This window comes from Halomonas sp. ISL-56 (assembly GCF_018612805.1).
In the GTDB taxonomy this organism is placed as follows: Bacteria; Pseudomonadota; Gammaproteobacteria; order Pseudomonadales; family Halomonadaceae; genus Vreelandella.
In genome coordinates, this window is sequence record NZ_JAGGRO010000016.1 from 38,675 (window position 1) to 56,008 (window position 17,334).

General features: G+C 53.8%; 16 protein-coding genes. 7 read left to right on the forward strand and 9 right to left on the reverse strand.

Annotated features, from left to right (window positions below):
- Positions 1-29: 29 nt before the first annotated feature.
- The 3 genes from J7J49_RS13815 to J7J49_RS13825 are packed head-to-tail and all read right to left on the reverse strand — an operon-like array spanning position 30 to position 2,771.
- Positions 30-422 (reverse strand): RidA family protein, encoded by a 393-nt coding sequence (locus tag J7J49_RS13815; protein WP_215093389.1) that lies wholly within the window; start codon positions 420-422, stop codon positions 30-32.
- Positions 419-1,906, reverse strand: coding sequence for an N-acyl-D-amino-acid deacylase family protein (locus tag J7J49_RS13820; RefSeq protein WP_215093391.1), 1,488 nt, complete (start codon positions 1,904-1,906; stop codon positions 419-421). The genes J7J49_RS13815 and J7J49_RS13820 overlap by 4 nt, the downstream gene beginning before the upstream one ends.
- Before the next feature lies 1 nt (position 1,907).
- Positions 1,908-2,771 carry a MurR/RpiR family transcriptional regulator gene (locus tag J7J49_RS13825; RefSeq protein WP_215093393.1) on the reverse strand — a complete coding sequence of 288 codons (864 nt, stop codon included), beginning with the start codon at positions 2,769-2,771 and terminating at the stop codon, positions 1,908-1,910.
- A gap of 114 nt (positions 2,772-2,885) precedes the next feature.
- Here J7J49_RS13825 and J7J49_RS13830 point away from each other — a divergent pair, with 114 nt between their 5' ends.
- Complete coding sequence (locus J7J49_RS13830; RefSeq protein ID WP_215093396.1) at positions 2,886-4,094, forward strand: amino acid deaminase; 1,209 nt, start codon at positions 2,886-2,888, stop codon at positions 4,092-4,094.
- Positions 4,095-4,117: 23 nt separating this feature from the next.
- Here the strand turns inward: J7J49_RS13830 and J7J49_RS13835 are convergent, their stop codons facing one another.
- The 5 genes from J7J49_RS13835 to J7J49_RS13855 all read right to left on the reverse strand — a co-directional run bounded on the left by J7J49_RS13835 (position 4,118) and on the right by J7J49_RS13855 (position 9,717).
- Positions 4,118-4,807, reverse strand: coding sequence for an HAD family hydrolase (locus tag J7J49_RS13835; protein ID WP_215093398.1), 690 nt, complete (start codon positions 4,805-4,807; stop codon positions 4,118-4,120).
- Positions 4,804-5,778, reverse strand: coding sequence for a 2-hydroxyacid dehydrogenase (locus J7J49_RS13840; RefSeq protein WP_215093400.1), 975 nt, complete (start codon positions 5,776-5,778; stop codon positions 4,804-4,806). Before J7J49_RS13840 ends, J7J49_RS13835 begins: the two co-directional genes overlap by 4 nt.
- A gap of 105 nt (positions 5,779-5,883) precedes the next feature.
- Complete coding sequence (locus J7J49_RS13845) at positions 5,884-6,867, reverse strand: sugar kinase (RefSeq protein WP_215093403.1); 984 nt, start codon at positions 6,865-6,867, stop codon at positions 5,884-5,886.
- Between the two features lie 100 nt (positions 6,868-6,967).
- Positions 6,968-7,984: a LacI family DNA-binding transcriptional regulator gene (locus J7J49_RS13850; RefSeq protein WP_215093405.1), complete on the reverse strand. Its 1,017-nt coding sequence runs from the start codon at positions 7,982-7,984 to the stop codon at positions 6,968-6,970.
- A 2-nt stretch (positions 7,985-7,986) separates the two neighbouring features.
- The gene (locus tag J7J49_RS13855) at positions 7,987-9,717 is read right to left on the reverse strand and encodes a PilZ domain-containing protein (protein WP_215093407.1); all 1,731 of its coding nucleotides are present in this window, start codon (positions 9,715-9,717) and stop codon (positions 7,987-7,989) included.
- A gap of 292 nt (positions 9,718-10,009) precedes the next feature.
- Here J7J49_RS13855 and J7J49_RS13860 point away from each other — a divergent pair, with 292 nt between their 5' ends.
- Both J7J49_RS13860 and J7J49_RS13865 read left to right on the forward strand, forming a co-directional pair.
- On the forward strand, positions 10,010-10,849 hold the full coding sequence (locus tag J7J49_RS13860; RefSeq protein ID WP_215093409.1) for a methyltransferase domain-containing protein: 840 nt from the start codon (positions 10,010-10,012) through the stop codon (positions 10,847-10,849).
- The gene (locus J7J49_RS13865) at positions 10,846-11,850 is read left to right on the forward strand and encodes a methyltransferase (protein WP_215093410.1); all 1,005 of its coding nucleotides are present in this window, start codon (positions 10,846-10,848) and stop codon (positions 11,848-11,850) included. Before J7J49_RS13860 ends, J7J49_RS13865 begins: the two co-directional genes overlap by 4 nt.
- 23 nt (positions 11,851-11,873) lie before the next feature.
- Here J7J49_RS13865 and J7J49_RS13870 read toward each other — a convergent pair whose 3' ends face one another.
- Entirely contained in the window at positions 11,874-12,629 is a 756-nt protein-coding gene (locus J7J49_RS13870) for a FadR/GntR family transcriptional regulator (RefSeq protein ID WP_215093412.1), read from the reverse strand.
- A 279-nt stretch (positions 12,630-12,908) separates the two neighbouring features.
- On the opposite strand from J7J49_RS13870, the gene J7J49_RS13875 reads away from it, so the two are divergent.
- From J7J49_RS13875 to J7J49_RS13890, 4 genes are all read left to right on the forward strand, one after another.
- A complete protein-coding gene (locus J7J49_RS13875; protein WP_064236460.1) occupies positions 12,909-13,649 on the forward strand; it encodes an SDR family oxidoreductase in 741 nt (246 codons plus the stop codon).
- 22 nt (positions 13,650-13,671) lie between these two features.
- Complete coding sequence (locus tag J7J49_RS13880) at positions 13,672-14,514, forward strand: fumarylacetoacetate hydrolase family protein (protein ID WP_064236461.1); 843 nt, start codon at positions 13,672-13,674, stop codon at positions 14,512-14,514.
- Between the two features lie 78 nt (positions 14,515-14,592).
- Positions 14,593-15,636 (forward strand): zinc-binding alcohol dehydrogenase family protein, encoded by a 1,044-nt coding sequence (locus J7J49_RS13885; RefSeq protein WP_215093414.1) that lies wholly within the window; start codon positions 14,593-14,595, stop codon positions 15,634-15,636.
- Positions 15,633-17,270 carry a UxaA family hydrolase gene (locus J7J49_RS13890; protein ID WP_215093416.1) on the forward strand — a complete coding sequence of 546 codons (1,638 nt, stop codon included), beginning with the start codon at positions 15,633-15,635 and terminating at the stop codon, positions 17,268-17,270. Before J7J49_RS13885 ends, J7J49_RS13890 begins: the two co-directional genes overlap by 4 nt.
- Positions 17,271-17,334: the final 64 nt, after the last annotated feature.

Sequence of the window (17,334 nt, forward strand, 5' to 3'; positions counted from 1 at the left end):
GCTTTTTTTTGGTACTTAAAGCTGGATGTCTAGATGCGGTCAGCGCGGAAGCACTTCACGTCAACCTCGACTTTGCAATCCACCACCAAGTCTTGAACGCTGCAGATGCGCGCCGGTGGGTTGTCGCCAAATATCTCCTTAAACACTTTGTTGAAAGAGCTGAAATAGCGCGCATCAGTCAACACTGTGGTGACATGCACGACGTCTTCGGCGCCATAGCCAGCTTCTTGCATGATGGCCAGGCAGTTGTTGAAAGCGAGGCGGGTCTGCTCAACGATGCCGCCTTCAACAACTTCGCCATCGGTCATTGGGGTTTGGCCGGAGACGTATAGCCAGCCACCGGCCTCTACGGCGCGGGCAAAGGGCAGCTTCTGACCGCCGGTGCCTACGCCGCCTTCCGTGCCGTATCGAGTAATGCTCATGGTGTTTGCTCCTGGTTGGTTTGAAAGGTGGGGATGGATTGAGAAATACGCTCTGTTCTGCGCAGCATCCGGCCAGCGCGTTGGTCTGAAATTGCGCCTTGGTGATAGGCGACTTTGCCGTTCACTATGACCATTTCGATGCCTTTAGCGGCCGCGATGGGGGACTCGTAATTGGCCGTATCTTCAAGAATCGTGAGATCAAAAAGGGTGAGATCTGCGTAGGCGCCTATGCGGATTACGCCGCGATCCGTTAAGCCAAAATTAGCCGCTGAAAGGCTGGTCATCTTGCGTACCGCTTCGGCCAGCGGCATTAGCTCTAAATCGCGGCTGTAGTGGGCCAGCACCCGGGGAAAGGCTCCCCAAAGGCGTGGATGGGGGTGCGGGTCGTTCGGCAGACCATCGGAACCCACCATGGAAAGCGGGTGCGCTAATACTAGCTGCATATCCGCTTCGCTCATGTTGTGATAAACCGCGCCCGCAGGCTGTAGCTGTTTGGCAGCCTTTAACAGTGATACTCCCCATTCGGCGGCGATGGCTTTCAGTGGTCGACGCGCCTGCTCCGGGTGTGGTGTCGACCAGGTAATCGTTATCTCAATTTCGTCTGTTACTTGGCCAAGGTCTAGGGTGGAAGAACCCGCCGTATAGGGGTAGCAGTCACAGTGGGCATGCTGGTGCTGGGCGGCAGCTTCCAATTTGCTCAGTGCCTTACCCGCGCCTCCCCAGTTGCCCGCACCGGCGCATTTAAGGTGCGAGATGACCAGCGGTACTTTGCCTTTTCGCGCAGTGGTAAAGGCTTCATCCATGGCTCCCAGTAAACCCGCAAACTCATCGCGAAGATGGGTGGTATAGACCCCCCCTGAATCCCCAACAGCCGCCACCAGTGGTGCCATCTCGCTGGTGGGTGCCTGAATCGCATTGCGATAAGCAAGCCCCGAGCTAAGCCCTAACGCGCCCTCATTTAGCGCTTGGCGTAGCAGAGCCTCCATCGCGGATATTTCTTGCTGTGTGGCGGGGCGGGCAAAGCTGTCCATTACTTGGCTGCGTAGGCTGGTATGCCCCACCAAGGCGGCGACGTTAATACTTGGCGTAGCGGCGTCTACGGCATTGGCATAGTCGGCGAAGCTTGGGTAGCGAAAGTCGTCTAGATTACCCAATAGGTTCATTGGGTCGGGCACTTCGCCAGTGAGTGACACAGGGCTTGCGCTAATACCGCAATTACCCACCACCACTGTAGTGATGCCCTGGGTCAGCTTTGGCAGCATCTCGGGGGTACGAATCACATTGGTGTCGTCATGGGTGTGGACATCGATAAAACCAGGGGCCAGATAACGCTCTTGGGCGTCAATGATGGTAGTGGCTGTGGCGTAGGGCATATCGCCGATGGCGCAGATACGCTCGCCCTGAATAGCCACATCGGCACGAAAATGGGCAGCGCCTGAGCCATCCAGCACGTTGGCATTACGAATCAGTAAGTCGTAAACCATCTTAATCTCCTAGAGGCTGGCGATTATCACCACCGCGATGATCATCGAGGCTAAGCTTGAGTCGCCGCAATTTAGTCCGCGAGCGCTCGCGGTGGCGCATGGCGAGTTCAAGCGCTAATACATCGATAACGGCGAGCATGGCGTAGCGGGAGGCGGAAGGGTGAAAAATGAAATCGGTTTCGCGAGAGGTCACCGGCAGCACGATGTCGGATATGTCGGCTAACGGAGAATTCATTGCGGTGATGGCTACCACCTTTGCGCCGTACTGTTTGGCAATCTGTGCAGACTCCACCATCTCTGGGGTGTAGCCAGTGACAGATAGCACGACGACCACGTCATCTGGTTCAAGGGTTGACGCCACCATGCGGGGCAGCAGCGCTTGGGGGTAAGCGCAGACCGCATAGCCAAGGCGTACCAAGCGAAACTGAAACTCTTGGCAGAGAATGCTGGAACCGCCACCTGCACCAAATACCAATATCTGGCGGGCTTTATCTAGCTGTTCGACCGCGCCTGCCACATCGGCCTGGGCGAGTAGGTCACGGTTAAGCGCGAGGGTTTGCGTGGCAATGTCATACACCACGCTTGAGCTGTCTTCTGGCGTCGCTTCTTGTATAAAGCGGCGGCCTGCTGCTAAAGCGCGTGTTAAGCGCGTTTTTAAGTCGCGCACGTTAGTACAGCCGATAGCGCGGGCAAATCGGGTGACGCTGGCATCGCTAACCCCGGCGCGCTGGGCGATCTCACCGATACTCGCTTCGGTAACAAACTCAATGTCAGCAAAGATCAGCTCGGCGACTTTTTTCTCAGCGTCGCGCAGGGCAGCAAAGTCAGTGGTAATACGTGACAAGATGTCGATTTCTTGGCTCACCGTGGACTCCTATTGGTTGCCTTACCTAAAAAATATGTTAGTTTCTAACCTGAAGTCAATATTTGTGAAAATAACTAACATTGATGCTTATACATAGAGAGAGGAAATGGGCAAATGCAGACAATGGCGTTAGCGATGGATAAAGGCGGTGTGGAATTGGGATCAAACCTTCTGTCAGGTGTCAGCCTGCCCGCCGCCGTGGTGCATGAAGGCCCGCTGACCCATAACGTAGAGTGGATGCAACGATTCGCAGAAGCTCACGGAGCACGCTTGGCGCCCCATGGCAAAACCACCATGACGCCTGCACTTTTCCATCGTCAGCTTCAGGCGGGGGCGTGGGGTATTACCCTCGCGACCGCGCCTCAGTGTCGTGCGGCTTTCGCCAATGGCGTCACTCAGTTGTTAATGGCCAACCAACTGGTCGGCCAGGCCAATATGGCCATCATCGCCAGCCTGATCGAGCAGGGTGCGACGTTTTACTGTGTGGTCGATAGCCAGGAGAACGTACGTCAGCTTGGTCGTTTCTTTGCTAAGCGGGGACTGACGCTGGCGGTACTCATTGAGGTGGGTGTCACCGGTGGTCGTTGTGGCTGCCGCAATAAGCAGCAGATTCTCTCGCTGGCAGAGGCCATTGCTAATGAGCCAGCGCTCTGTCTGGTAGGTTTAGAAGGTTATGAAGGTGTGGTTCACGGGGGCGACCCCGAATCTGGCATTCGTGCTTATGCTCAATACCTGGTGGATGTTGCAGTCGAGCTCGAAGCTGCTGGCCGCTTTGCGGAGGCAAACCCGATCGTAACGGCCTCAGGCTCTGCCTGGTACGACTTGATTGCGGAAGCCTTTCAAGGCGCACCGCTTCAAGGGCGATTTACCCCTGTGCTACGCCCAGGTTGCTATGTCGTCCACGATCATGGGCTTTATCGTGAAGCGCAATCAGCGGTATTAGGCCGCCGTCCTGATTTACAGCAGGGGCTTGAGCCTGCCCTGGAAGTCTTTGCCCAGGTGCAGTCGCTGCCTGAATCTGGGCTAGCCATTGTCGCCCTGGGTAAGCGCGATATTGGCCATGACCAGCTGCCTATTGCCCTGCGTCGGTTCCGGGAAGGAGGTGATCCAGCGCAGACGTTGTCGGTTGCAGGCTGGGAGGTAACGAAAATAATGGATCAGCATACGTTCGTGAGACTCCCCGAAGACGCTTTGGATGTCGAGATTGGGGATATCATTGCGTTTGGCGCCTCTCACCCGTGTCTGACCTTTGATAAGTGGCGCCAGCTATTGCTCGTCGATGACGAACTAAACGTGAAACAGCACTTGGTGACCTGTTTTTAAACATCGCCCGCGCCTTCCCGCCGCTATGTGTTCGCGGTGTTCGATAAGCGTAAGATTGCCGCTGGTAGCTCGCTGGCGTGGTGAATACCCACCGCGCCTTCGGGGGTGCTTTCCTCGTTGGGAAAGTGGTTGAGATGAATCACATGCATGCCTGCTGCCAAGCCAGCTTCCACACCCACTGCCGCATCATCGATCACAACACATGCTTGTGGTGAGTAGCCCATGGCAGTAGCTGCTTTTCTATACAGTTCTGGGTCGGGCTTCCAGACGTTGAGGGTATAGGCGCTAAACAGCCTGTCGGCAAAATGGTGGCCGAGGTCAGTGCTTTCCAGCGCGCAGCGAATTTTTTTCTCGGGGCCATTGGAGACCACGGCCATAGGGTGGTTGCTTAACTGTTCAAGAGCCGCAGGCATGCCGGGGATTGCCACAAGTTCGGCACGCATACGGGCCTCCATACGTGCCCGCATGCCCGCTTCAAGTTGGGAAAAGGTGTCTTTTGCCAGCGCCTGAAAACGGCTTTCTAGCGTTTGGACGATAGTCTGGAAACGTACTCCCCGAAATTCATCCATATATTGCCGTGCTGAGAAAGGTAAGCCGAACTCGGGAAGGATATCGCCCATCACCTCGGCGAGCAGTATCTCGCTATCCACCAGGGTGCCATCGCAGTCAAAAAGCAGGCAGAGAGGCGTGGCCGTGTTCAGCGCAGAATTCATTGATAGGTTTCCTCGTTGACTAGGCTAATCGGTCGCTCGCCCTGGAGAGCTAGGCGAATATTATCCACCGCCCGCTGGGCCATGGCCTCGCGGGTTTCATGGGTGGCAGAGCCTATATGCGGCAGGGCGACCACATTGGGCATCTTCGGTAGCGGTGACGAGGCCGGTAGCGGCTCCTGCTCAAAAACATCCAGCCCGGCCGCGTGAATAACCCCATTTTCCAATGCATGTATCAAGGCGCGTTCATCGACCACTTTGCCGCGGGCGATATTGATGAAAATGCCTGAGGGCTTCATCAGCGCGAATTCCTGGGCACCGATCAGGTGTTCGGTCTGCGCATTAAGTGGCACCGTAACACATACAAAATCGGCCTCGGCCAACAGCGCGTTGAGTTCGCGGCGCTGCGCGCTAAGCTCTTTTTCAAGAGCGGGTTTAGGGGCGGCGTTGGAGTAGAGCACTCGCATGCCGAAGCCCAGCGCACCGCGCCTAGCAACTGCTTGCCCAATGCGTCCAAACCCCACCATACCTAGGGTTTTACCATGCACATCGCTGCCAAACAGGGCGGGCCCGACGCTGGCCTGCCACTTGTCAGCCTTGACCCACTCGGCTAATTCCACCACCCGGCGGGCGGTGGCCATGATCAGGGCAAAACCAGTATCAGCGGTGGTTTCGGTAAGCACGTCTGGCGTATTGCACAGCATAATGCCGCGCTTAGTCAGTTCATCAACGGGGATATTATCGTAGCCAACCGAGACAGTGGCGATGACCTTCAAGTTGGGGGTAGCGTCCAACAACTGGGGCGTGATCGCCAAGCCGGAGCCGATAATGCCATGAGCATCAGCTAGCAGCGCGCGATTTTCAGGGGCATCAAGCGCGTTGGTCTTCGGCAGTATGTCTACCTCAAATACGTCATTCAACGACGCTAGCTGGGCGTCGCTGAGTCGTCCTTGAACCACTAGGCGTTTTTTCATTGTTATCTCTCCTTGGTGAAAGCCGGGTGTTAAAAGCCGTATGTAAAGAGCTGTATGTTAAACGCTGTATGTTAACAGCAGCATGTTAAGAGCATCGGAGGCGAGTTAGGCAGAGGAGTGATCAGCTTCAAGCGCTTGTAGTTGCTCGCGATTAGGCAGGCCTTCCATATCACCCACTACTTGGATGGCTTGAGCGCCAATGAGGTTGCCGCGTTGGGCTGCTTGTCGCGCTGTACAGCCGTCAAGCAGGGCGCTAATCACACCGACGGCGAAGCCATCGCCTGCGCCCACGGTATCCACCACCTCAGCGACAGGGCAACCGCTTACTGTAAAACTCTCCTCTTGCCCATCCAGGTTGCCACGATAATAGCTGCCTTCTGGGCCCAGTTTGATAATCACCGCGGTGGCGCCTTGATCCAGATAGTAGCCTGCTATGTCGTAAGGCGTCTTTTGCCCCGTTAGTAGCTGGCCCTCGGAAAGGCCTGGTAGCACCCAGTCGGCACGGCCGGCGAGCTCGTTGAGGGTCGATCGCATAACATTTTCGCTGGGCCAAAGTGACGGCCGCAAATTGGGGTCAAATGAAATACTCGCGCCATGGGCGCGGGCCTGTTCCATCAAATGATGGCTAAGCTGGCAGGCGCTTTCAGATAACGCCGGGGTAATACCCGTCGCATGGAGGTGATTAAGCGCCTGGAAGTCGACATCCCGGGCGTCCTCAATCGCGAGATGGCTAGCGGCACTGCCTCGTCTGAAATACTCTACTCGCGGGTCGGCGCCGTCCTGGGCGCGCTCTTTAAAGAGCAGGCCGGTGGGGTGCTGTGCATCAGTGTGGATATAGCGGTCATCGATACCTTCCGCTGTTAACGCCGCCTGGATAAACCCTCCAAAACTATCGGTGCCCACTCGGCTTAGCCAGCCGACGTGAAAACCTAGCCTTGAGAGGCCAATAGCGACATTGTTATCGGCGCCGGCCAAGCGCCGGTGAAAACGCTCAATGCTGTCTAAACCGCCTGGAGTTTCCGCCACAAACATGGCCATGGCTTCGCCAAAGGTGAGAATTTCGGGTGGGCTGGAGATGGAGTGGGGCATGGGCAATACTCTCTTCCTTTGTGCTGTCTTTGAGCTGTTTATTATCATTCAATGGGAACGATACCATTTTTGCGGCTCTTTTCTAGCCGTGGCTTAAAAATTAGCGCTGGGTGGAACCTCGTTCAATCAGGCTAGGGGCAAAGCTTACCGTGGTCGGCATTGCCGATGTATGCGGCGCAATGCGATGCATCAAGCACTCCACCGCCGTTTTGCCGATCGCATCGGTGGGTTGGGCAAGGGTGGTAATGCCGGGGGAGACTAAGGCGCACCAATCGAGCTCGTCGATCCCCATCAAGCCTACCTTGCCAAGCGCTAAGCCCAACTGCTGAAACAGGCGGGTCACTGCTAGGGTGGCATTGCCGTTACCACACAAAACGGCGCAAGGTTGCTGTTGATGGGCGGCTAAAAAGTCGCTTAGCGTTTGCTGCGATGCTGAGCCATCTGAGGCAGCAAGCAGTAATGTCGCGTGATACAGACCTCGCTGCTCGGCAGCTTGGTGAAAGCGGGATAAACGCCTTTGTCGTGTGCTTGACTGTTCAGGCGCTTCGCTAACATACAGCACGGCTTGGTAGCCCTGAGCGAGCAAGTGCTCGAGCGCCATATCAATCGCTAGGTGATTATCGAGCCCGACCACTTCTGCCTCCACATGGTCGACTTCGCGGTCTAGCAGCACGATGGGCGTTCCCAAGCTAATGAAGGTGTGCAACTGGCGTTCAGGGTTGCCGGACGCATTCACTACGAGACCTTCTACTTGATAGGCGCCCAGTAGGTCTAAATGCTGGCGCTCCTGTTCCGGGTCATTGTCGGTATTACACACTACCAGCGAATAGCCGTATTGGCGGCACGCTTGTTCGACACCGTGTGTGATGGCCACTGAAAATGGATTACGGATATCGGCGACCAACATACCAATCAATTTAGAACGACCACCTTTTAGGCCGCGTGCCATTTGATTCGGCTGGTAGCCAAGGGTGCTTGCCGCATGGGCGATGCGCGCTTGAAGTGAGGGCGAGAGCCGGTCACGCTCTTCGCCAAAATAGCGTGATACGCTGGTTTTAGAGGCACCTGCGAGGCGCGCTACTTCGAGAATGGTGGAACGGCGTGAGCTAGAAGACATAGCTATGCTTTTTTCATGCTTACATTATAGTCGCTGGGGTTGACCGTCCCTTCTAGTCGACCGATCTGGTTAAAATCGTTACTAAACAGCACTGTATCAATTGAAGTGTCCTTAAAAGCCAAATTTTTAACAACGTCTACTTTGCACGGCATTCCCTTTGCGTCTACATCCACAATCCAGGCTAGAAAACCGTTTGAAAACTTAGCTAAGCTGCCGATAGGGTAAAGGCCAAAGTGTTGGATATACTCGACTAGCAATGACTTTTCATATTTCTCTGGTCGACTATTGACCCACCGGTAAGCATCTAAAGGTTGCTGTGGGTGTTGTCCATTGCGTTCATGGGTTAGCTTGTTGATTATTTTGATCACACTCACTAATCGAACAACGTCTGATAATGCTTCTGTTTGCTTTCCCACCGGATAGCCACTGCCGTCGAGCCGTTCGTTTGCATTGAGGATAATGTCGCTGCAGGTTGGGCTAGGTGCCCAGTCGAGAACCGACAGTTTTTTGCTCAGGGCATGTACATGCTGCTTGAGCATCTCCCGTTGTGACGGCGACATGTGAATTTTTAGTGAGGGCAACTGTTCACTAACGAGCAGTGGTTTGCCCATGGTATGAAGTAAGGCGCCGGCTACCGCTTCGCGCGTTTTGTAGGCGTGGGGGTCGCGGCTAATCAGCATCATGGCAAGCTGGCCACCCACTTGGATGGCGTGGCGTACCCACTCCGGCTCATCGTGCAAATACGTCAGGGCATACTGTAGGGCTTTGCGATCATGGTTAACCATATACAGAATGCTATCCACGCACTCGTATAGAATTTCAGCGGGTAATAAATGTTTATTTTTCATAAACATCAACATGATTTGGAGCTGCTGGGCTATTTCGAGAACGCCCCGCAGCAAGGGGGTATTTTGCGAGCTTATTAGATGGTCTTGCTCTTCTTGGCGCTGCATTTTTTTCTCTTTCGCATCGGCAATAAACAGTTTTGATCTTGCCCGCGCGTTATGTTGGGTGCCCGAGCGTAAAGCAGCCTCGAACTCAGCTTCAGAAACGTAATGGAATAGCGTTTCCGTTGAGGCAGGGCTCATATCAAGGAACTCTATGCCAATGGCGGCATGGCCATGATTGCCAAAAGGGCGCATATGCCGTATGCGGCCTTGGGTATTAAATGCCTCTCCATTGGGAAATTTTAGCGTTACACCTGGAAGTATCTGATCGACAGAAAGCGCAATGCTGTCTTCGAGGCGCACATCCACCATACAGCCGCCCACTGAAAGGTTGCGTACTTTTCCCTCTATATTGAGCTCGTGGGCAAACACTTCCAGGTACACACGGGCGTGCATGCCAAGAACAAAAGGAACCCTCAACGCACCACGGTTATCAGAGGAAAAGATGGAGTTGGGTAGTTGGCACTCTAGGTGGTAAGTGTGGGTGTCTATGTGAATGATATGAGCAGGAACGTGCTCAATGTTATAAATTTCTTCAGCGTCATGCCCATGCCGCGAAGCCTCTATATCAAACGATATGGTGTCATTATTTAGGTAGGGAGACAGCGAAAGGCCCGTGTACTTTATTTCTAACGTGATTTTCCTGTTATCAGGCTCAACCTTAACTGCTGTCGCCTCGATAGAGTGAGCAGCTTCTTTAGAAAAAATGGTAATGATGTGATCTTTATTGAACAACGATTTAATTATTTGGTTGGTAGTATTTTGAATAGTTGTGTCGATAAGCATATAAAATCCACCGTATTTATTTTGTTATAATTTACATCTACTTGGTGGTAACTGTCATACCTTTCTATTCACCTTACTAGTGCTTGTCACTGCTACTTTGATAGAGCGCTATCCCTATGTCGATTAGCTATCATTTTGCGCCTATTTGCAAACCTATTTATATTTATTTTAAGTGTCATTTGTAATGATTTGCTAATTTTTGTTTGTGTTTGATACGGGCCAGATTGTCGTTCGGTTGAGTAGAAATAATCAGTTAAACTGACCATTTCCTTGTTACAGCGATGCTCGCGGCATGCAGCAAAAATCTAAATTAATAAATCCTAAATTGGCCAGCTATGACTTAACCCAAGCAGGCGATCGCTATTTCGACGGTCTGGCAGAGAAGTTCTCCCGTTCGCTCTACCAGGCGCCCAGGGGTGAGCTGCGTTTAGCCATGCTCGACTACCTGCTACCGGAAATGCTGCAACTAAAAGGCCAGAGGTTGCTGGATGTGGGCGGTGGCCTGGGCCAGCAAGCGGCATGGTTCGCTGAGCGGGGGCACAGAGTAACGATGACTGAGCCCTCAGTGGATATGCTCAGCTATGCAAAAAACTGGCATCGGGATGCTAAAACGTTACCGGAAGAGTCTATTACGTATTTGCAGACCCCGCTGCAGCGTTTAACGGAGCATGCCCCAGGCCCATGGCCTCTTATTACTTGTCATGCAGTGTTGGAGTGGCTGGGGGATCCTCAAGCGGCGCTAAGTACCTTGAGTAATCTATTGGCACCTGGCGGCCAGCTTAGCTTGATGGTGTTCAACCGCGACGCCCTGCGCTTCTCGAATGCGGTCAAAGGAAATTTAGAGAAAGCCTTGAGCGATCGCTTGGCCGGTAAGGGCAAGCGCCAACGATTGACGCCTATTTCGCCCGTTAGCCATGCGGAAATTGAACAGTGGAGCGCAGAGAGCGGCTTGCGAATAGACGCCGTCGCCGGTATCCGGGTCTTTCAAGATTACTTGCGCCACCCGCCCGCCACTCCAGCAGAAAGTGCCACGCTGCTGGCGCTGGAGAAACACTACTGTCGCCATGACCCTCATTGGCGCTTGGGTCGCTACCTGCTTTATACATTAACTAAACCGGAGTTCATTGAATGAGTGCCCAAGCCCCAGCTTGCCAGCTGTTAGAGCGCCAAAAAGATAACTACGCATCGCTGTGGGTCGTGGGCCCACCGGTTGATAGCTGGCTCATTGACCAATCGACGGGGGTGGTAAGTGGCGATTTTGACGCACTGCGCGAATGGCAGACGAAAGGCAAGCAGGCTCGAACGCCTTTTGACTTAGCCGCAGGCGAGCTCTTTGGTAAAGAGTTTGTGCTGTTTTGGCCGAAGGCACACCAGTTAGGTATTTGGTGGCTCAAATGGTTATGCGAGCAGCTTCCTGAAGGGACACCCATTGAAATTGTCGGTGAGCATCAAGGCGGCATTAAGCGTGTCCCTAAGATACTTGATGAGCTGGGCATGCCCTGGGATAAACGTGACAACGCGCGGCGCTGCTCTTTATTTGCTACACATACCGTCGCGTTGGATTCCTCCAGCGACACCGCTTGGCAAACGTTTGAGACGCTGGATTTAACATTAGCCAGCCATCCAGGTGTATTTGGCCACGGCAAAGTTGATGAAGGTACGCTATTACTGTTGGAGAGCTTGGAAAGTAGTTTGCCCAAAAAACCACTTAAGGTGCTGGATATGGGCTGTGGCGACGGCATTATTAGCGCCTGGTTGGCCCTGCGTGGTCACCATGTGACAGCGGTAGACGTCAGCGCGTTTGCGGTAGAGGCGTGCAAGCGAACCTTAGCGGCCAATGGGCTAGAAGGGCGGGTGCTCTGCAGTGATGTATTCAGCGCCCTTGAAGGCGAGCAGTTTGACTGGGTTGTCAGTAACCCGCCGTTCCATAAAGAGCGCGATATTAGCTATGGCCCCAGCCAGCGTTTGATTAGCCAAGCGCCCGAGCACTTAAACACAGGCGGCCGTTTGATCATTGTAGCGAATGGATTTCTACCGTACCCCGACCACTTACAGCGCGCTTTTCAAGACTTCCAGACCCTGGCGGATAATCGCCGCTTCAAGGTCTACAGTGCGACTAAAACACAGCGCTAGGCCCTCGGCTTTTGATTAGACGCTTACTCTGCAAAGAACACATTAAGTACGTGATCCAGATGCACTTCCATGGCGCGGCGAGCAGCAGCTGGGTTACGTTCTTCAATGGCCTCAACGATGCGCTTGTGGTCGTCCTGAGAGCGCTGGGGCATATCTGTTTCCATAAATAGTTCCTGGAGCCGACGAAACATGGCGCCGTACTTGTGGCCAAGCAGATGCTTGATAACAAGCGCGTAGGCGGCGTTGCCTGAGGCCTCAGCAATACGAATATGCAGCAATCGATCTCCGGCGCAGTTGCGTCCGCCATTGGCGTTATCAGAGATATTCCGCTCAAATGCCAAACGGATTGCTTTCATATCCTCTTCGGTGGCATTCATGGCTGCTAACGCGGCAATTTCAGGTTCCAGATAACGGCGCGTTTGGAGAAGTGAAAAGGGCGGGATCTCTTCGTCCAGATTGAGCTCAATTTCGCTCTCGAACTCTGGGTCTATTGCCCAGGGCTCCGTGCGAGCGGCCGCGCGCATCACCGACTCCATTGGCGTGGGGCGTGACTCAAGAACCACGACACCATGACCGACCCGAACAGCTACCTGCCCAACCACCTCGAGAGCAATCAAAGCCTCTCTTACCGAAGCCCGACTGACGCCGAGAGATTGGGCAAGTTCTCGCTCGGGGGGTAAGAGCGTGCCTGGGGGGAACTCACCATCATTGATTAATTGCTGTAACTGATCAGCAATCTGGCGATAAAGGCGCTGCGAGCGGATGGTTTGAATCGGCATTCAGAGTATTTCCTATCCGTTTCATTGGCGAGTTTTGGCTGAAGTTTATAGCTACTAAAGTTTATAGCTACCAAGGTTTATAACTACTAAAGTTTATTCTCAAAAGCTGCTATTCGGTCTTTTGAGGCTTGCCAGTGCCAAAGTTTTCCGATCATACTCGGTTTATTGGTCAGGCCATTGGATGGCTGGATGTTTGAACCTGATGTATGTTCCCATTCTTTTCAAGGCCGTGCCACCGCTTTTAGGGACGCGCCATAGCCGTTAGGGATGTGCAATAACATGAGACTCAAGAACAAAACTGCACTGATCACCGCCGCTGCAAACGGCATTGGGCGTGCTAGCGTTGAGCGCTTTGTTGCCGAGGGCGCTCGCGTATTCGCGATAGATATTGATATTGCTAACTTGGAGGGGATGCCGGGCGTTGAAGCTTATCGCCTGGATGTCACGGATAGCCAAGCGATCCACCATTTAGCCGATGCATTGCCGGCCTTGGATGTACTGTTTAACTGCGCCGGTATGGTGGCAGGTGGCACGGTGCTTGAGTGTGACGAGGCCACTTGGCAGCGATCGATGGATCTTAATGTCACTTCAATGTTTCATACCTTGCAGGCTTTTTTACCGGGCATGTTGGCAAAGGGAGGTGGCAGCATCATCAACATGGCTTCCCTGGCCTCTAGCATTAAAGGAGTGGCTAATCGCTGCGCTTACGGAACCTCTAAAGCTGCGGTGATCGGACTGACCAAGTCGGTAGCAGCAGACTTTATGACCCAAGGCATTCGCTGCAATGCGATCTGCCCTGGCACCGTTGAGTCACCCTCTCTTAAACAGCGTATTGCTGAGCAGGCACGTAAAGAGGGGCGCAGCGATGCCGAAGTGTTAGCCTCTTTTATTGCCCGCCAACCGATGGGTAGGCTGGGGCGAGTGGAAGAAGTGGCTGCACTGGCGGCTTTTCTGGCCTGTGATGAGTCGCAGTTTATTACCGGCACCACGCAATTGATCGATGGTGGTTGGGCTAACTGATTACTTTAGAAGGAATAACAATATGAAACTTTTACGCTTTGGAACGCCGGGCCAGGAAAAACCGGGCATTGTCGATAGCCAGGGTAAGGTGCGTGATCTTTCCTCCATCGTTAGCGATGTGGCCAGTGATGTGTTGAGTGACGAAGGGTTGCAGAAGCTTCGCGATGTGGATCTCTCTTCATTGCCAGAAGTCTCGGCTGATGTACGTCTAGGGCCTTGTGTTGGCCAGGTGGGCAAGTTTATTTGTATTGGTCTCAACTACTCCGATCATGCAGCAGAAACCGGCGCCGAGGTTCCCCCAGAGCCAGTCATTTTCAATAAGTGGACTAGCGCTATCTGTGGCCCCAATGACAACGTGGAAATCCCCCGTGGCTCCAAAAAAACCGATTGGGAAGTAGAGCTTGGGGTGATTATTGGCAAGGGTGGCCGTTACATAGATGAAGCCGAGGCCATGTCCCATGTGGCGGGTTTCTGCGTGGTTAATGATGTATCCGAGCGCGAGTTTCAACTGGAGCGCAGTGGTACTTGGGACAAGGGCAAGGGCTGCGATACGTTCGGCCCCTTGGGCCCCTGGTTGGTAACCCGTGATGAAGTGACGGATCCACACCAGTTGAATATGTGGCTGGAGGTTGATGGCCACCGTTACCAGGATGGCAATACGCGCACCATGGTGTATCAAGTGCCTTTTCTGATCAGTTACTTGAGTCGTTTCATGAGTTTGCAGCCTGGTGATGTTATCTCAACCGGCACCCCTCCCGGTGTGGGCATGGGCCAGAAGCCCGCTGTTTACCTCCGTGATGGGCAGCGAATGCGTTTAGGTATTGATGGCTTAGGTGAGCAGCTGCAGCGTGTTGTGCAGGCTTAAAGTCAAAGGCATTGGTGGGTAATAGGCTCGCTAGTAGCTTGCGCTTGGCAACCAGGGCTTGGTAGAAGGAGCGCGTTAATGCAAGTTCTCGTCTGTTCAAAACCACACCATTTAGAGCTGCGTAACACTAGCCGCCCTGAGTGTGTCGCTGGTTACGCTATTGTGCGTATTCGTCGTATCGGTATCTGTGGAACGGATATTCATGCTTATGGTGGTAATCAGCCCTATTTTGAATATCCCAGGGTATTAGGCCATGAGCTTGCCGGTGAGATAGTCGAGGTCGCTGATGGCCATGCCCAGCACTTACTGGGTAAGCAGGTTTATGTCATACCCTATCTGCATTGCGGTGAATGCCGTGCCTGCCAGCAGCATAAAACCAACTGCTGCCAGAACATGCAGGTGATTGGTGTGCATCAAGATGGCGGCATGGCGGAGTACTTAGCCGTTCCCACTACTCACTTGGTGGTGTCGGAAACACTGTCTATCGATCAGCTGGCCCTGGTTGAGTGCATGGCGATTGGTGCTCACGCGGTAAGGCGTTGCGCGCTACAGGCAGATGAGCTGGCGGTGATTGTGGGCGCAGGCCCAATTGGTATGGGCGTGCTGCAGGTAGCTAAAAGCCGAGGTGCACGCACACTGATGGTCGATACCAACGCTTCCCGGTTGGCTTTTTGCCGTGATGTACTCGGCGCCGATGCGGTGGCGAACCCTCAGGACGTTGATGTGGCTGAGCTAATAAGCCAATTGAATGGGGGCGCATTAGCAGACGTAGTGTTCGATGCCACTGGAAGCCCTCGTGCCATGCAGGCAGGGTTCGATCTGGCAGGCCATGGCGGGCGCTATGTGCTGGTAAGTGTGGTGAAAGCCGATATTACCTTTTGCGATCCAGACTTTCATAAGAAAGAGCTAACGCTGATGGGTAGCCGCAATGCCACTCGCGAAGACTTCGATACCGTGGTGGCGCTGATGGAGAGCGGCGGTATTAACGCTGAAGCCATGATTACTCATCGGGCACCGCTCGCCGATGTGCCCACCCAAATGCCCCAATGGTGTGACCCGGTCAATCAGGTTATTAAGGCCATGATTTCGATTGATGCTGAAGCTGAAGAGGTACACGCATGAGTGACCTAATAGCTATTCAAACTCCCCGTCTCACGCTGCGAATCCATGCACTGGATAATGTGCGTGTTGCCTTGACCGACCTGCCAGCGGGTACGGTGATCGAGGATCAAGGGTTGGTGATTACGCTCCCAGGGCCTGTGCGCCATAAGCATAAGTTCGTGCTTAACGATATGGCTGTTGGCGATATGGTGATTATGTATGGCGTTAGGGTCGGTAAAGTGACGCAGCCTATTGAGGCGGGTGGGGCTATTACGACTGAAAACTTGGTGCACTCAACGGAAGATCTACCTGCCAATACCCGCCAGCCAGCGTGGCAGCCCCCAGAAGTGACCGCGTTTGAGAACACAACGTTTGACGGGTATCACCGCCCGGATGGGCGAGTAGGAACCGCTAATGTCTGGTTGGTGGTGCCTTTGGTGTTCTGCGAGAACCGCAATATTGAGGTGCTGCGTCAGTGTGTTGCGGATGCTTTGGGAGACGACCCGTTTTATGACTACAAGCGTATGGCAAGACAGTTATTGCATGGTGAAGACGCTGCAGAGACAGCGGTGCCCGTTGGTGAACGACTATTCCCCAATGTGGATGGTGTACGTTTTCTGATTCATCAGTTGGGGTGCGGCGGAACGGATGACGATGCTGAAGCGCTATGCCATCTGCTCGCAGGCTACATTTGCCACCCCAACGTGGCGGGAGCAACGGTGCTCAGCCTGGGTTGCCAGAAGGCGCAGATCACAATGCTGCAAGATGCTATCGCAGAGCGTGATCCGAATGGCTACAAGCCTGTCAGCTATTTCGAGCAGCAGCGCTCTGAAAGCGAAGAGATGTTGATTCGTAATGCGCTGACAGCCATTTTTGATGGCCTTAAGCAGGCCAATCAGGTGACGCGGCAGCCAGCGCCTCTCTCTGAGCTAACGCTGGGCGTTGAGTGCGGTGGCTCGGATGGTTTTTCCGGGCTTTCCGCCAATCCTGTCGTCGGTGCGGTGGTGGATCGACTTGTAGCGCTAGGTGGCAGCGGTATTTTGAGTGAGTTCCCTGAGCTGTGTGGTGTTGAGCATGAGTTACTAGCCCGCTGCAGTGATCCGCAAGTGGCCGAGCGGTTTACTTCATTAATGACGGCTTATCAGTGTCACGCCCACGCAGTGGGGGCTGATTTCTCTATGAATCCATCACCCGGGAACGTTCGTGATGGCTTGATTACCGATGCTATGAAGTCGGCCGGGGCCGCTAAAAAGGGTGGGGATAGTCCCGTGGTGGATGTGCTTGATTACACTCAGCCCATGACACGCAAAGGCCTTAACCTGCTATGCACGCCTGGCAATGATGTGGAATCCACTACGGGGCTAGTCGGTTCAGGCGCCAATCTGGTGCTATTTACAACCGGCTTGGGTACGCCCACCGGTAACCCTGTGACGCCCGTCATCAAAATCTCCAGTAACAGCGAACTGGCACGCAGAATGAGCGATGTCATCGACTTTGATGCTGGCCCGATCATTCGCGGTGAAAGCGAGATCGCTGAGTTAGCGGATCAGTTGCTGAGCCTGTGTATTGAAACTGCGTCGGGCCGCTATGTGACTAAGGCAACACGTTTGTCGCAGATGGACTTTATTCCTTGGAAACGAGGAGTGTCACTGTGAAAGCGCCGCTATCTCAAGCCCTTTTACAATGCGACCACCACTGCATCCTCGCTAATCAATTCAG

Excerpts from the sequence above, each read along its gene's own strand:
- J7J49_RS13835 (WP_215093398.1), bottom strand. The coding sequence starts at position 4,807 with ATGAATTCTGCGCTGAACACGGCCACGCCTCTCTGCCTGCTTTTTGAC.
- J7J49_RS13865 (WP_215093410.1), top strand. The coding sequence starts at position 10,846 with ATGAGTGCCCAAGCCCCAGCTTGCCAGCTGTTAGAGCGCCAAAAAGAT.
- J7J49_RS13820 (WP_215093391.1), bottom strand. The coding sequence starts at position 1,906 with ATGGTTTACGACTTACTGATTCGTAATGCCAACGTGCTGGATGGCTCA.
- J7J49_RS13875 (WP_064236460.1), top strand. The coding sequence starts at position 12,909 with ATGAGACTCAAGAACAAAACTGCACTGATCACCGCCGCTGCAAACGGC.
- J7J49_RS13850 (WP_215093405.1), bottom strand. The coding sequence starts at position 7,984 with ATGTCTTCTAGCTCACGCCGTTCCACCATTCTCGAAGTAGCGCGCCTC.
- J7J49_RS13870 (WP_215093412.1), bottom strand. The coding sequence starts at position 12,629 with ATGCCGATTCAAACCATCCGCTCGCAGCGCCTTTATCGCCAGATTGCT.
- J7J49_RS13815 (WP_215093389.1), bottom strand. The coding sequence starts at position 422 with ATGAGCATTACTCGATACGGCACGGAAGGCGGCGTAGGCACCGGCGGT.
- J7J49_RS13880 (WP_064236461.1), top strand. The coding sequence starts at position 13,672 with ATGAAACTTTTACGCTTTGGAACGCCGGGCCAGGAAAAACCGGGCATT.
- J7J49_RS13840 (WP_215093400.1), bottom strand. The coding sequence starts at position 5,778 with ATGAAAAAACGCCTAGTGGTTCAAGGACGACTCAGCGACGCCCAGCTA.
- J7J49_RS13860 (WP_215093409.1), top strand. The coding sequence starts at position 10,010 with ATGCAGCAAAAATCTAAATTAATAAATCCTAAATTGGCCAGCTATGAC.
- J7J49_RS13830 (WP_215093396.1), top strand. The coding sequence starts at position 2,886 with ATGCAGACAATGGCGTTAGCGATGGATAAAGGCGGTGTGGAATTGGGA.
- J7J49_RS13855 (WP_215093407.1), bottom strand. The coding sequence starts at position 9,717 with ATGCTTATCGACACAACTATTCAAAATACTACCAACCAAATAATTAAA.
- J7J49_RS13890 (WP_215093416.1), top strand. The coding sequence starts at position 15,633 with ATGAGTGACCTAATAGCTATTCAAACTCCCCGTCTCACGCTGCGAATC.
- J7J49_RS13845 (WP_215093403.1), bottom strand. The coding sequence starts at position 6,867 with ATGCCCCACTCCATCTCCAGCCCACCCGAAATTCTCACCTTTGGCGAA.
- J7J49_RS13885 (WP_215093414.1), top strand. The coding sequence starts at position 14,593 with ATGCAAGTTCTCGTCTGTTCAAAACCACACCATTTAGAGCTGCGTAAC.